Annotated in this window: 1 pseudogene (cut by a window edge); it reads right to left on the minus strand. The window is 70.3% G+C overall.

The features are described from left to right. A pseudogene (locus AC1DWC_RS11990) lies at positions 1 to 15,972 on the minus strand (non-ribosomal peptide synthase/polyketide synthase) (its annotated part continues 11,472 nt past the right edge of the window); the annotation flags it as partial.

Genomic DNA, 15,972 nt, shown 5'->3' on the forward strand with positions numbered 1-15,972 from the left:
CCAGTGGGTGCTGTCGACCACATGGTTACGAACACCCCCACTGACGTACGGCTGCCAGCCGGTAGCCGAGCGCAGACCGGTCGGGTCGTCCTCGCCGGCAGTGAAGAACAGCACCTCACCGTCGAACACCTCGGGCCGGTAGGCGGCGGTCAGTCCGGAGTTGTGCTCGGCGGCCGCGAGGAGTCGGCCGACGATCTCGGTGGCCCGCTCCTCGCTCTGCCCGGTCAGCTCACCGAACATGGCAACCGCCTGGTCCAAGGTCACCTCCGAGGCCAGTCGATCACCAACCGCGTCCATTCCCATGCCACTGAGCATTTCTGACATCGTCACTTCACCGAGGGTGTTGCCGGGCGTGGTCTCCGCGGTGAAGCTGTCGAGCATCGCCAGCAGTTCCACCTTCTCCCCCTGCGCCTGCAACTGCACCGCGATGGCGTGGCTGATCACCCCGCCGAGCGACCATCCGAGCAGGTGGTACGGCCCGGACGGCTGCACGCGCCGGATCTCACGGAGATAGACCTCCGCGACGGCCTCGATCGATCCCGGCAGCTCGCCGTCACCCAGTACCGCCGGCGTCTGCAGTCCGTAGATCGGCCGGTCCTCGTCGACGTACTGGGCCAGTCCGGTGTAGCACCATGCCAGCCCGACGATCGGGTGGACACAGAACACCGGCGGCCTCGACCCCGTCGGACGGATCGGGAGCAGCGTCCCGAAGGCCTGGTCGGCGATGTCGTCGGCGCCGTGCTCGATCTGCCGGGCCAGTGCCTCCGGGGTGGAATCGGAGAACAGCCAGGGCAGCTGCACGACGGTGTCGAGTTCGGCTCGCAGTCTGCCGACCACCCGCATACCGATCAGCGAGTTGCCGCCGAGCTCGAAGAAGTTGTCGTCCAACCCCACCCGCTCCACTCCGAGCAGCTCCGCGAACACCGCCGCGACCGCCTGCTCGGTGGCGGACACCGGGGGCCGGTACTCCCGCGCCGCGACCTCCGGCACGGGCAACGCCCGACGTTCGAGCTTGCCGTTCGCGCTCAGCGGGAATTCGTCGAGCACCATGATGGTCTCCGGAACCATGTACGACGGCAGCGCCGTCGACATCCCCCGGCGAAGCTCAGCGGTGTCGATCTCTCCCTCGCCGACCACGTAACCGATCAACTGCTGACCTGAGGGGCCCGAGTGCACGAGCACCACCGCCGCCCGCACCGACGGGTCCGCGGTCAACGCCGCCTCGATCTCGCCGAGTTCGATCCGCAGCCCGCGCAGCTTCACCTGGAAGTCGGTGCGGCCCAGGAACTCCAGTTCACCGTTGGCATTCCACCGGACGAGGTCGCCGGTTCGGTACAACCGCTCCCCCGGAGCGCCACACGGATCGGCGACGAACCGCTCGGCGGTCAGGTCCGGGCGGTCGTGGTAGCCCCGGGCCAACTGCGCGCCGGCCAGGTAGAGCTCGCCGGGCACACCCACCGGTACCGGGTTCAGTCGGGCGTCGAGCACGTGCGCCCGGGTGTTCCAGACCCCGCGGCCGATGGGCACCACGGCGCCGACATCGGATCCGATCCGGTGTGCGGTCGAGGTCACCGTGACCTCGGTGGGACCGTAGGTGTTGTCGAGCACGGCGATGGAACGGGCCGCGAAGCGCCGGGCCAACTCCGCCGGGAGTTCCTCGCCACCGGCGAGGACGTAGCGAAGTGACGCCGGCAGTTGCAGCTGCGGATCGGCGAGGAAGACGTCGAGCATCGACGGCACGAACTCCATGATCGTCACCGACCATTCCTCGGCGACGGCCACCAGGTACTCGGGGTCGCGATGGCCACCCGGCTTCGCAACCACCATGCGGGCGCCCACCTGCAGCGGCATGAACAACTCCCACACCGACACGTCGAAGGTGACGGGCGCCTTCTGCAGCACGGTGTCGGCAGGACTCAGGGGGTACTGGCCCTGCATCCAGGCGATCTGGTTCACCACCGAACCGTGCGTCACGGTCACGCCCTTCGGACGGCCGGTGGAGCCCGACGTGAACATCGAGTACGCGACGTTCGCCGGCCGCAACGGCGCCAACCGATCCGCGTCCGTCAACGTGGTGTCCGCGAAACCGGACAGGTCGAGCACGTCAATCTCCAACACGTCGACCGATGCCGGCAGGTCACCGGCATCCCACGACCTCGACAGCACCACAACGGGATTCGCGGTTGCCACGACGTACTCGGTGCGGTCGTCCGGATGCTCCGGATCGATGGGCAGGTAGCCGCCACCCGCCTTGAGGACGGCGTACATGGCCACGATCAGATCGACCGAGCGGTACATGCCGAGCCCGACCAGGGTCTCCGGCCCGACACCGACCGACACCAGGTACCGCGCCAGCCTGTTCGCCCGGCGGTCGAACTCCCGATACGTCAGCACCTCCTCGCCGTAGATCAGCGCGGTGGCCTCCGGCGTCCGCTCGACCTGCGCCTCGAAGGCGTCCACCAGCGTGAGTTCGGGGACCACGACGTCGGTCTCGTTCCAGAGCGCCATCGCGGAACATTCGGCGTCACTGCGCAGTTCGATGGCACCGACGGGCACCGCAGCGTCGACGGTGACGGCCTCGAGGATCGCGGTGAACTTCTCCGCGAAGCCGACCACGGTCGACTCGTCGAACAGGTCGCGTGCGTAGTTGAACGTCCCCTGGATCCCGGTGCGCCGCATCTCCTCGTCGAACTCGGTCGACAGCGTCACCTGCAGATCCATCTTCGCCGCGTCGGCCACCGCATCCACCGGCGCCACCGTCAGTCCCGGCAGCGAGATCTCCGATCGGGCGAAGTTCTGCACCACCAGCAGTACCTGGAACAGCGCCGAGTACGCCGTCGACCGGGTCGGGTTGAGCACGTCGATCAACTGCTCGACCTGGATGTCGGAGTGCGCGAAACCGTCGAGGTCGTTGGCGCGGACCCGGGCCAGGAAGTCGGTGAACGCGGCCGCGGGCTCGACCTGGTTGCGGAGCACCAACGTGTTGCCGAACATGCCGATCAGGTCGTCGAGCGCCTCCTCACCGCGGCCGGCAACCTGCACCCCGATGACGATGTCGTCGGATCCGGAGAGCCTCGACAACAGCACGGCCAGAGCCGCGTGGGCCACCATGAAGAAGGTCGAGTTGTGTTCCCGGGCAAGCCGGTCGATCCGATCCGCGAGGTCCGCCGACATCGTGAAGTTCACGTTGCCGCCGCGATTCGACGCGACCGCGGGTCGCGGGCGGTCGGTCGGCAGCTCCAGCAGTTCGGGGACCCCGGCCAGTGTCTGCTTCCAGTAGCCGATCTGCTTGGCGGCCAGACTTTCGGCGTCGTTCTCGTCGCCGAGCATCTCCCGTTGCCACAGTGCGTAATCGGCGTACTGCACCGTCAGCGGTGCCCATGCGGGCTCGAGGCCCATCCGCCGGGACTCGTAGGCGACGAGGATGTCCCGCGACATCGGGGCCAGGGAGCCGCCGTCTGCGGAGATGTGGTGCATCCCGAGCGCGAGCACGTACTCGTGGTCGGCGAGCTGGAACAGGGCCGCGCGCAACGGGACTGCCCGGGTGACGTCGAACCCGCCGCCGACCACCTCGAACACCCGCGCGTGCAGTCGGTCCTCGGACACCCACTCCGGCTCGAGCGACGGCACCACGTCCGCCGCAGGCAGGATCACCTGGTGCGGACCGTCCTCCGAGTCGGGGAAGACCGTGCGCAAGGCCTCGTGCCGCTCCACCATGTCGGACATCGCGGCCCGCAACGCGGCCGTGTCCAGGTCGCCGCTCAGCCGCAGCACGAAGGGGATGTTGAACGCCGGCGAGGTGGTGTCGAACTGGTTGAAGAACCACATCCGCTGCTGCGCATGCGACAACGGGATCCGCTCCGGACGCGGACCGGCCACCAACGGCGGACGCCCGCCCGCGCCGGCGTGCTGCTCCACCGCAACGGCGAGCCCGGCCACCGTCGACGCCTCGAACAGCACCCGCACCGGAACCTGCGTGTCCAGCGCCGCGCCGAGGCGCGAGATCACCTGGGTTGCGATCAGCGAGTTGCCGCCGAGCTCGAAGAAGTCGTCGTCGGCACCGACCCGCTCGATCCCCAGCACCTCGGCGAACACGCCCGCCACGATCTCCTCGATCGGCGTCGACGGCGCGCGGAACTCCCGCGCCGCGAACTCCGGCACCGGCAGCGCCCGCTTGTCCAGCTTTCCGTTGACCGTCACCGGCAGCGCGTCGAGAACCACCACCTGCGCCGGCACCATGTACGCCGGCAACGAACCCGCCAGCTCGTCGCGCAACACCTGCGGGTCGAGGGCGACCTCCGGGTCGGCGACCACGTAGCCGAGCAACCGCTGCCCGGTGTGCGGGTCCTCGTGCACCGTCACCACGGCCTGCGCCACTCCGTCGCACCCGGCCAGGGCCGCCTCGATCTCACCGAGTTCGATCCGCAGCCCGCGCAATTTCACCTGCGAGTCGGCGCGGCCCTGGAAGTCCAACTGACCGTCGGCGGTCCAGCGCACCAGGTCGCCGGTGGCGTACATCCGGGTCCCGGCCTCGCCGAACGGGTTCGCCACGAACTTGCTCGCGGTGAGCTCCGCGCGGTCGTGGTAGCCCCGGGCCAGTCCGAGCCCGGACACGTACAGCTCACCCACCACACCGAGGGGCACCGGTCGCAGCCGCGTGTCGAGCACGACTGCACCGACGCCCCCGACCGGCGGACCGATGGTGATCCGGTCACCGACCGCGATCGGCCCGGTCAGGGTGACGACGATCGTGGTCTCCGTCGGTCCGTAGCCGTTGATGAATCGCCGACCCGGCGCCAAGCGCGCCACCAGCTCCGGCGGGCAGACGTCGCCGCCCACCGCGACCATCTCCAGTGCAGGCAGGTCCTCGGGCCGAATGGTCCCGAGCGCGGCGGGCGCGCTCATCACGTGGGTGACCGACTCCTCACGCAACAGCGCAGCGAGCTCGTCGCCGCCCATCACCGCCGGCGGCGCGACCACCATGGTCGCGCCGGCACTGAACGAGGCGAGCATCTCGAACAGCGACGCGTCGAAGCTGGCGGAAGACAGGCGGAGCACCCGTGACTGCGCGGTGATCGCCATGTCCGGGTTGGCGACCGCGGTGAACGGGGCGAGGCCGGTATGGCTCACCGCCACGCCCTTCGGCATGCCGGTGGAACCCGACGTGTAGATCATGTACGCCACGTTGTCCGCGGACAGTGGCGTCGTCCGGTCCCGGTCCGTGACCGGAGCGTCGGACAGGCCCTCGGCCACCTCGCCGTCCAGCTCGAACCACTCGCTCGTGCCCGGCAGACCCTCGCGGACCCCGGCGACCGTCAGGCCCAGCGCCGCACCGGAATCGGTGAGGATGTGCTCGATCCGTGCGGCCGGCAGCGCCGGGTCCACCGGCACGAAGGCCGCGCCGGTCTTGGCGACCGCCCACATCGCGACCACTGCCTCCACCGACCGCGGGAACGCCAGCGCCACGAAGGACTCCGGGCCGACGCCACGCGAGATCAGCAGCCGTGCAAGACGGTTCGAACGACCGTCGAGCTCGGCGTAGGTGGTCTCGTTGCCGGACGAGGTCAACGCCACCGCGCCGGGGGCCAACGCCGCACCGGACGTCAGGATCTCCGGCAACAGCCGCACCGGCAACGGCGCCACGAGGGCCCGCTCGGCAACCGTCGCGCGTTCCGCCTCGTCGAGCAGGTCGAGTTCGCCGACCGGCATGGCCGGGGCGGCGGCAACGGCCCCGAGCAGCCGCACCAGTCGCGCGACGAATCCACGCACCGTCGACTCGTCGAACAGGTCCGCCGCGTAGGTCACCGAACCCATCAGTCCGTCCTCGGAGTCCCGGAAGGTCAACTCCAGGTCCAGCTTCGCGACCGCGATCTCCGCGTCGAGCGCGGACACCTCGATGCCCGGCAGCTCGAACGACGTCGCCCCCAGGTTCTGCAGCGCCAGCGCCACCTGGAACAGCGGAGAATGCGCCTGCGACCGAGGCGGATTCGCCACCTCGACGACCCGCTCGAACGGCACGTCGGCATGGCCGAACGCGGCCAGGTCCACCGCGCGGGCCTGTGCCAGCAACTCCGTGAAGCTGAGCGTCGGGTCCACCTCGGTGCGCAGCACCAGCGTGTTGACGAACATCCCGACCAGGTCGTCGAGTGCGGCCTCTCCGCGACCGGCGATGGCGGTGCCGACGGTGATGTCGGTGGACCCGCTGAGCCGAGACAGGGTTGCCGCCAGCGCGGCGTGCAGGACCATGAACAGAGTGGACTGCTCGGCCAGCGCGAGTTCCCGCAGGCGACCGGCCAGTTCGGCGTCGACGCCGAATTCGGTGCGCGCACCGCGCATCGACATCACCGGCGGGCGCGGGCGGTCCGTCGGCAACTCGAGCATTGCCGGCACGCCGGCCAACTGCTCGCCCCAGTAGCCGAGCTGAACCGCGGCCAGTGACTCCGGGTCGTCCTCCGAGCCGAGCACCTCTCGCTGCCACAGCGCGAAGTCCGCGTACTGCACCTCGAGCGGCGCCCACGTCGGCGCCAGCCCCCCGGCGCGGGTGGCGTAGGCGACCATCACGTCGCGCGCCAACGGCGACAGGGAGAAGCCGTCCGCACTGATGTGGTGCACCACGACCGCGAAGACGTGCTCCGCTGTGCCGGTCTTGAACAGCCTGGCACGCAACGGGATCTCCGTCGAGACGTCGAATCCGCGGGACACGAAGTCGAACAGCGAGGCCGTCAGCACATCCTCGGGCACCTCCGTCTCGTCGAGGTCCGCCTCGATCTCGCCGGCACCGACCACCACCTGGGAGGGTCCGGCCGCCGAGTTCGGGAACACGGTGCGCAACGACTCGTGCCGTTCCAGCACGTCACCGACGGCCGCTCGCAGCGCCGCCACGTCGAGTTCCCCGGTCAGCCGGATCGCCAGCGGGATGTTGTAGGCAGGCGAGCTGGTGTCGAACTGGTTGACGAACCACATCCGGGACTGCGCGAGCGAAAGCGGGATCCGCTCCGGCCGCGGACCGGCCACCAGCGCGACCCGCCCACCGCCGCCGACGTGCCGCTCCGCCGCGACAGCGAGCCCAGCGACCGTCGAGGCCTCGAACAGCACCCGCACCGGCACCTGCGTGTCCAACGCGGCACCGAGCCGCGAGATCACCTGGGTGGCGATCAGCGAGTTGCCGCCGAGCGCGAAGAAGTCGTCGTCGGCCCCGACCTGCTCAACCCCGAGCACGTCCGCGAACACGCGGGCCACGATCTCCTCGATCGGCGTCGACGGCGCCCGGAACGCGACGGCCTCGAAGGCCGGCACCGGCAGGGCCTTGCGGTCGAGCTTGCCGTTGACCGTCACCGGAAGCGCGTCGAGGACCACCACCTGTGCGGGCACCATGTACGCCGGCATCGATGCCGACAGCTCGCTGCGCAGTTTCTGGGTGTCGAGCGCGACCTCCGGGTCCGCGACGACGTAGCCGAGCAACCGCTGCCCGGTGTGCGGGTCCTCGTGCACCGTCACCACGGCCTGCGCCACGCCGTCACAGGCGAGGAACGCCGACTCGATCTCGCCGAGTTCGATTCTCAGTCCGCGCAGCTTGACCTGTGAGTCGGCGCGGCCGACGAAGTCCAGGTCACCGTTCGCCGTCCAGCGCACCAGGTCGCCGGTGAGGTACATCCGGCTGCCTGCGGCGTCGAACGGGTTGGCCACGAAGCGAGCCGAGGTCAACTCGGCACGGTCGTGGTAGCCGCGGGCCAGCCCGGCTCCGGACAGGTACAGCTCACCGACCACGCCGATCGGCACCGGCCGCAGTCGCGCGTCCAGCACCACCGCACCGACGCCGCCGATGGGCGCGCCGATGGTGATCCGGTCACCGGCGGCCAGCGACGCGGTCCGGGTGACGACGATGGTGGTCTCGGTGGGGCCATAGCCGTTGAAGAACAGCCGACCGGGCGCGAGCCTGGCCACGAGTTCCGGCGGGCACACGTCGCCGCCGACGCCCACCACCTCGAGATCGGGCAGGTCCTCGGCGCGCATGGTCCCCATCGCCGCGGGCGCGCTCATCAGGTGGCTCACCCGCTGCTCGCGCACCAGTCCCGCGAGTTCGTCACCGCCGACCACCTCCGGCGGCGCGACCACCATGGTCGCGCCGGTGCTGAAGGACGTCAGCATCTCGAACATCGAGGCGTCGAAGCTGGCCGAGGCAAGTCGGAGCACGCGAGAGGTGGCGGTGATGACCATTTCCGGGTGGGCGTCCGCGGAGAACGCGGACAGCCCGGTGTGGGTGACCACCACGCCCTTGGGCATGCCGGTCGAGCCCGAGGTGTAGATCATGTACGCGACGTTGGTGGCGGACAGCGGCGCAGTCCGGTCCCGGTCGGTGACCGGTGCGTCGGACAGACCCTCCGCCAGGGCGGCGTCGAGTTCGAGCCACTCGGTGGTGCCCGGCATGTCCTCGTGGACGCCCGCGACCGTCAGGCCGAGCGCCGCACCGGAGTCGGTGAGGATGTGCTCGATCCGCGCGGTCGGCAGCGCCGGGTCCACCGGCACGAACGCGGCCCCACTCTTGGCGACCGCCCACATCGCGACCACCGATTCGATGGTCCGCGGGAACGCCAGTGCCACGAAGGTCTCGGGACCCATTCCTCGCGAGATCAGCAGCCGTGCAAGGCGGTTCGACGTAGCCTCGAGTTCCGCGTAGGTCATCTCGGCGCCGGATCCGATCAGCGCGACCTTCTCCGGGTCCAGTGCCGCGCCGGTGGCGAGCATCTCCGGCAGCAGTCGCGCCGGCAGCGGTCGCGCGAGCGCCCGCTGCGCAAGGGTCGCCCGCTCGCCCTCGTCGAGCAGGTCCAGCTCGCCGACCACCACGGCAGGTTCGGCCACGATCGATCCCAGCAACCGCACCAGACGCGCGACGAAGACTCGCGCGGTGGACTCGTCGAACAGGTCGGCGGCGTACGTCAGCGAACCGGCCAGGCCGTCCGCGCTCTCCCTGAAGGTCAGTTCGAGGTCCATCTTCGCGACAGCGGCGTCCGTCTCGAGTGCCGACACCTCGATGCCCGGCAGCTCGAACGAGGCCAACCCCTGGTTCTGCAGCGACAGGGCGACCTGGGCCAGCGGCGGGTGCGCCTGCGAGCGAGGCGGGTTCACCACCTCCACGACCCGCTCGAACGGCACGTCGGCGTGGCCGAACGCGGCCAGGTCCACCGCGCGGGTCTGCGCCAACAACTCGGCGAAGGTCACGGTCGGGTCCACCTCGGTGCGCAGCACCAGGGTGTTGACGAACATGCCGACGACGTCGTCCAGTGCGGCCTCGCCGCGCCCGGCGATCGGGCTTCCGACGCTGATGTCGGTGGACCCGCTCAGCCGCGCCAGCTGCACCGACAGCGCCGCGTGCAGCACCATGAACAGCGTGGACTGACGTTCCCGAGCCAGTTCGGTCAACTGTTCCAGCAGCTCCGCGTCGACCGTGAAGTCGGTGCGCGCACCGCGCATCGACGCCACCTGCGGTCGCGGGCGGTCCGTCGGAAGTTCCAGCAGCGCGGGTGCCCCGGCCAACTGCTCGACCCAGTAGCCGAGCTGCACCGCGGCCAGCGACTCCGGATCACCTTCCGACCCGAGCACCTCGTGCTGCCAGATCGCGAAGTCCGCGTACTGCACCGTCAGTGGCGCCCACGTCGGGGCCTGTCCCTCGGTGCGCGCCAGGTACGCCACCATGAGATCGCGCGCCAACGGCCCCGCCGAGAACCCGTCGGACGAGATGTGGTGCACCGAGAACGCGAAGACATGCTCCGTCTCCGCGGTCTGGGTCGCTCCGCCGACTCCGTTCCCGGAAACGCGGAACAGGCTTGCCCGCAACGGGATCTGTGTCGACACGTCGAAGCCCCGCAGCGCGAAGGTGGTGAACGCGGCCATCAGGCCGTCCGCCGACACCGCCACCTCGTCGAGCTCCAGCCGGACGTCGTCGATGCCGACGACCACCTGAGACGGGCCGTCCGCCGAGTTGGGGAACACCGTCCGCAGCGACTCGTGCCGTCGGAGGACGTCACCGACGGCCGCCCGCAGGGCCGCGACGTCCAACTTGCCCGACAGCCGCACCGCGACCGGGATGTTGTACGCCGGCGAGGCGGTGTCGAACTGGTTGATGAACCACATCCGGGACTGCGCGGGCGAGAGCGGGATCCGCTCCGGCCGCGGCCGGGCGACGAGGGCCTGACGGCCACCGGCGCCCGCGTGCCGCTCCACCACCACAGCCAACGCGCCGACCGTCGACGCCTCGAAGAGCACCCGCACCGGCACCCGCGCATCCAACGCCGCACCGATACGCGAGACCACCTGCGTCGCCACCAGCGAGTTGCCACCGAGCTCGAAGAAGTCGTCGTCCAGACCGGCCCGGTCCACACCGAGCACCTCGGCGAACACACCGGCGACGATCTCCTCCACCGGATTCGTCGGCGCCCGGAACTTCCGCACCTCGAACACCGGCGTCGGCAACGCCTTCCGATCCAACTTGCCCGACGGGTTCAACGGGAACTCGTCGAGCACCACCAACACCGAGGGCACCATGTAGGACGGCACCAGTTGCGCCACTGCCCGAAGCAGGACGGTGACATCCGCCTCCGTACCTGCCGCGGGAACCACGTAGCCGACCAGCTGATCTCCGGTCTCCAACGCCTTGACCACGACAACGGCCTGCCCGACACCGCCCTGTTCGAGCAGTGCCGACTCGATCTCGCCCAGCTCGATGCGCAGACCGCGCACCTTCACCTGGAAGTCGGTTCGGCCGATGTACTCCAGTTCTCCCGCTGCGTTCCACCGGACGAGGTCGCCGGTCCGGTACATCCGAGTACCCGAAGGACCGAACGGGTCCGCGACAAATCGGTCCGCCGTGAGATCCGGGCGTCCGACATAACCCCGCGCAACCTGGCGGCCCGCCAGGTACAGCTCACCGGGCACACCCACCGGCACCGGATGCAGCCGGGCGTCGAGCACGTGGGCCAGGGAGTTCCACACCGGACGACCGATCGGGACCGTGTGCGGTTCGCCGACGATCTCGAACGCCGTGGCGTGCACGGTGAACTCCGTCGGCCCGTAGAGGTTGTGCAGCTCGGCACCGGTCACCGCACGCATGGCAGTCACCGTCGACGCCGGCAGCGCCTCTCCCGCGACCAGCACCGCGCGCAGCGAGGAGCACTGCTCGGGACGGGCGGTCGCGGCGAACACCGACAACATCGACGGCACGAACGACGTCATCGTCACGCCCTGCTCGTCGATGACCCGCGCAAGGTACTCCGGGTCACGATGCCCGTCCGGTGCCGCGATGACCAGGCAGCCACCGGTCGCCAGGGCGCCGAACAGCTCCCACAACGACACGTCGAACGTCGTCGGCGTCTTGAGCAGCACCACATCCGACGCACCGAGCCCGTAGCGACTGGCCAGCCAGGCAATCTGGTTCACGATCGAACCGTGGCCGACGGCCACCCCCTTCGGACGACCGGTCGAACCCGACGTGTAGATGACGTAGGCCGCATTGTCCGCACGCACCGGCGCGAGGCGATCGGCATCGGTGACCGGGCCGTCCGAGCGACCCGAGAGGTCCAACGCGTCGACGGCCACGAACTCGACGGTCGCCGGCAGATCCGCACCGTCGGCAACGGTGGTCAGCACCGCAACCGGCCGCGCGGACTCGAGCACGTACCCGGTGCGCTCCGCCGGGTGGTCCGGATCGAGCGGCACATACGCACCGCCCGCCTTCACCACCGCGTACATCCCGACCAGCAGGTCGACGGACCTGCGCATCGCCAGCGCGACCCGGGACTCCGGCCCCACGCCCATCCCGATCAGGTGGCGTGCCAGCACGTTGACCCGCGCATCGAACTCCGCATAGGACAGAGCTGTCCCCTCGAACCTGAGCGCGGTCGCATGCGGGGTCCGCGCCACCTGCGCGTCGAACATCTCAGCCAACGTCGACGGGGCCACCTCGTGCTCGGTCGCGTTCCAGGTGGCGGACACCAGCTGACGTTCGGCGGCGCCCAACAGGTCGATGTCCCCGACCGGCGTCTGCGGGTCCGCGACGACCGCATCCAGGATCCGCACGAAACGCTCCGCGAATCCGTGCACCGTCGACTCGTCGAACAGGTCGATCGCGTAGGCGAATTCGGCAGTGACGTCGGCCGGCCCGTCCACCGAGTCCGCCGATTCGGCCACCGAGAGCTGCAGGTCGAACTTCGCCAGGTCGAAGTCGAAGTCCACCGCACCGACCGTCAACCCGGGCAGCTCGAGGCTGCCCTGCTGGGCGTTCACGAACGAGAGCATCACCTGGAACAACGGGTGCCGGGCCTGCGAGCGAGCCGGGTTGAGCACATCGACCAGTCGCTCGAACGGCAGGTCCGCGTGACCGAAGGCGCCCAGGTCGGACTCCCGCGCCGTGGCCAGCAACTCCACGAAGCTGCGTTCACCGTCGACCTGGGTGCGCAGCACCAGGGTGTTGACGAACATGCCGACCAGATCGTCGAGGGCCGCCTCGCCACGCCCGGCGACCGGCGTACCGATCGCGATGTCGTCGGTGGCGGACAGGCGCGCCATCAGCACCGCCAACGCCGCATGCACCGCCATGAACGGGGTCGCCTGGTGGGCCCGGGCGAGATCGACGAGCGAGCGGTAGGTCGCGGCCGGAATCGTGAACGTATGTGTCGCACCCCGATACGACGCCACCACGGGGCGGACCCGATCGGAGGGCAGGTCGAGCTGATCCGGCAGTCCGGACAACGCCTGCGTCCAGTAGCCGAGCTGGCCGGCGATCAGCGACTCCGGATCGTCCTCCGACCCGAGCACCTCCCGCTGCCAGAGGCTGAAGTCCGCGTACTGCACCGCCAGCGGCGCCCAACCCGGCGCCTCGCCGGCCGAACGAGCCGCGTAGGCGACCATCACGTCGCGGGTCAGCGGACCCATCGAGAACCCGTCGGCGGCGATGTGGTGGATCACCACCACCAGCACGTGCTCGGTCTCACCGACCTGGAACAGCGTCGTGCGCAACGGCACCTGCGCGGTGACGTCGAACCCGACCGTCGCGACCTCGGTCACCCGCGCGAGGAGCTCGTCGGCACCGACGGCCACCGGCGTCAGGTCCGGAACCACCTCGCCGGCGGGCAGGATCACCTGCACCCCGGCGCCCCCGTGCTCGGGGTAGACGGTCCGCATGATCTCGTGCCGGGCAACGACATCGGCGATCGCGGCCTGCAGCGCCGGCACGTCCAGCGCGCCCGAAAGCCGGATCGCCGCCGGGATGTTGTTCACCGCGGACTCGGAATCGAACCGGCTCAGGAACCACATCCGCTGCTGCGCCAGCGACAACGGAATCGACTCCGGACGCTCCTGCGCGACCAGCGCCTTACGGCCACCCCGGCCCGCATGCTGCTCGACGGCCACCGCGAGTGCCGCGACGGTGGAGGCGTCGAACAGGGTCCGCACGGGCACCGTGGTGTCCAACGCCGCGCCGAGGCGCGAAACCAGCTGGGTGGCGATCAGCGAGTTGCCGCCGAGCGCGAAGAAGTCGTCGTCGGCGCCGACCCGCTCGACCCCGAGCACGTCCGCGAACACGCCGGCCACGATCTCCTCGATCGGCGTCGACGGCGCCCGGAAGGCCCGCGCCTCGAACTCAGGCACCGGCAAGGACTTCCGGTCCAGCTTGCCCACCACCGTGCGCGGGAGCTCGTCGAGCACCACCACCTGCGTCGGCACCATGTACGCCGGCAGCACAGCGGCCAGCGTGTCGCGCAACGTCTGCGGATCCAGCGCCGAATCCGTCTCACCCACCACGTAACCGAGCAACCGCTGCCCGGTGTGCGGGTCCTCGTGCACCATCACGACCGCCTGCGCCACCCCCGCGCAACCGGCCAGGGCCGCCTCGATCTCGCCGAGCTCGATCCGCAGCCCGCGGAGCTTCACCTGCGAGTCGGCGCGGCCGACGAAGTCCAGTTGTCCCTCGGGCGTCCAGCGCACCAGGTCGCCGGTGGCGTACATCCGGCCACCGGGCAGGCCGGCCGGGTTCGCGACGAAGCGGCCCGCGGTCAACGCGGCCTGCTCGTGATACCCCCGGGCCAGTCCGGCACCGGACAGGTAGAGCTCACCCACCACACCGACCGGCACCGGCCGCAGCCGGCCGTCGAGCACCGCGGCGCCCGCTCCCCCGATCGGCGGACCGATGGTGATCCGGTCACCGACCGAGAACGGCTCGGTCAGGGTGATGACGATCGTGGTCTCGGTCGGGCCGTAGCCGTTGACGAATCGACGGCCGGGCGCCAAGCGCGCCACCAGTTCCGGCGGGCAGACGTCTCCGCCGACTCCCACCATCTCGAGGTCCGGCAGGTCCTCCCCGCGCAGGGTCCCCAACGCCGCGGGCGCACTCATCACGTGGCTCACCCGCTCGTCCCGCAACAGCACCGCGAGCTCGTCACCGCCCACGACCTCCGGCGGCGCGACCACCATGGTTGCGCCGGTGCTGAACGCGCCCAGCATCTCGAACAGCGACGCGTCGAAGCTCGCCGACGACAGTCGCAGCACCCGCGACGCGGCGGTGATCGCCATCTCCGGACGTGCCTCGGCCGTGAATGCCGTGAGGCCGGTGTGGGTTACCGCCACGCCCTTCGGCGTACCCGTCGACCCCGACGTGTAGATCATGTACGCGACGTTGTCCGCGGACAGCGGTGCCGTCCGGTCACCATCCGCGACCGAGCCGTCCGGCAGCCCCTCGGCGACGTCGCCGTCGAGCTCGAGCCACTCGACGATGCCCGGCAGCCGGTCGCGGACCCGGGCCACCGTCAGCCCCAGCACCGCACCGGAATCGGTCAGCATGTGCTCGATCCGCGCGTCCGGCAGCGCCGGATCCACCGGCACGAACGCCGCGCCGGTCTTGGCGACCGCCCACATCGCGACCACCGACTCCACCGACCGCGGGAACGCCAGCGCCACCACCGACTCCGGTCCGGCGCCCCGCGAGATCAGCAGCCGGGCAAGACGGTTCGACGTAGCGTCGAGCTCGGCGTAGGTCATTTCGGTGCCGGACATCGTCAGCGCGACCTTCTCCGGGTCCAGCGCCGCGCCCGTGCTCAGGATCTCCGGCATCAGCCGGACCGGATGCGGCGTCGCGATCGCCCGCTCCGCGAGCACCGACAGCTCTCCCCCGTCGATCAGGTCCACCTCGCCGACGAGGACCGACGGGTCGGCCGAGACCGAGCCCAGCACCCGCACCAGCCGGTCGACGAACCGCTGCGCGGTGCCGCCGTCGAACAGGTCCGCCGCGTAGGTCAACGAGCCCGACATGCCCTCCTCGCCCTCGCGGAAGGTCAGCTCCAGATCGGTCTTCGCGACGTCGATCTCCGGGTCGAGCATCGTCACCCGCACGTCCGGCAGCTCGAGCGAGCCGACGCCCTGACTCTGCAGCGACAGAGCCACCTGGAACAGCGGCGAATATGCCTGCGAGCGGGGCGGGTTGGCGACCTCGACGACGCGTTCGAACGGCACGTCGGCGTGCCCGAATGCGGCCAGGTCGACCCCGCGGGTCTGGGCCAGCAGGTCCTCGAAGGTGAGCGTCGGGTCCACCTCGGTGCGCAGCACCAGGGTGTTGACGAACATGCCCACCACGTCGTCCAGCGCCGCCTCGCCGCGGCCGGCGATCGGGCTGCCGACGGCGATGTCGGTGGAGCCGCTGAGCCGCGCGAGCTGAAGCGAGAGCGCCGCGTGCAGGACCATGAACAGGGTCGAGCGGTGCTCGAGCGCGAGACCGTTGAGTCGCTCGGTCAGTTCCGCACCGACCACGAAGTCGACGCGGCCGCCGCGGTAGGACGCGACCGCCGGCCGGGACCGGTCTGTGGGCAGTTCCAGCACGCCCGGGACCCCGGCCAGCCGCTGCGCCCAGTAGGCCAGCTGGACCGACGCCAGCGATTCCGGGTCGTCCTCGGACCCGAGCACCTCACGCTGCCACAGCGCGTAGTCCGC

This window comes from Rhodococcus sp. P4_C10 (assembly GCF_056402135.1).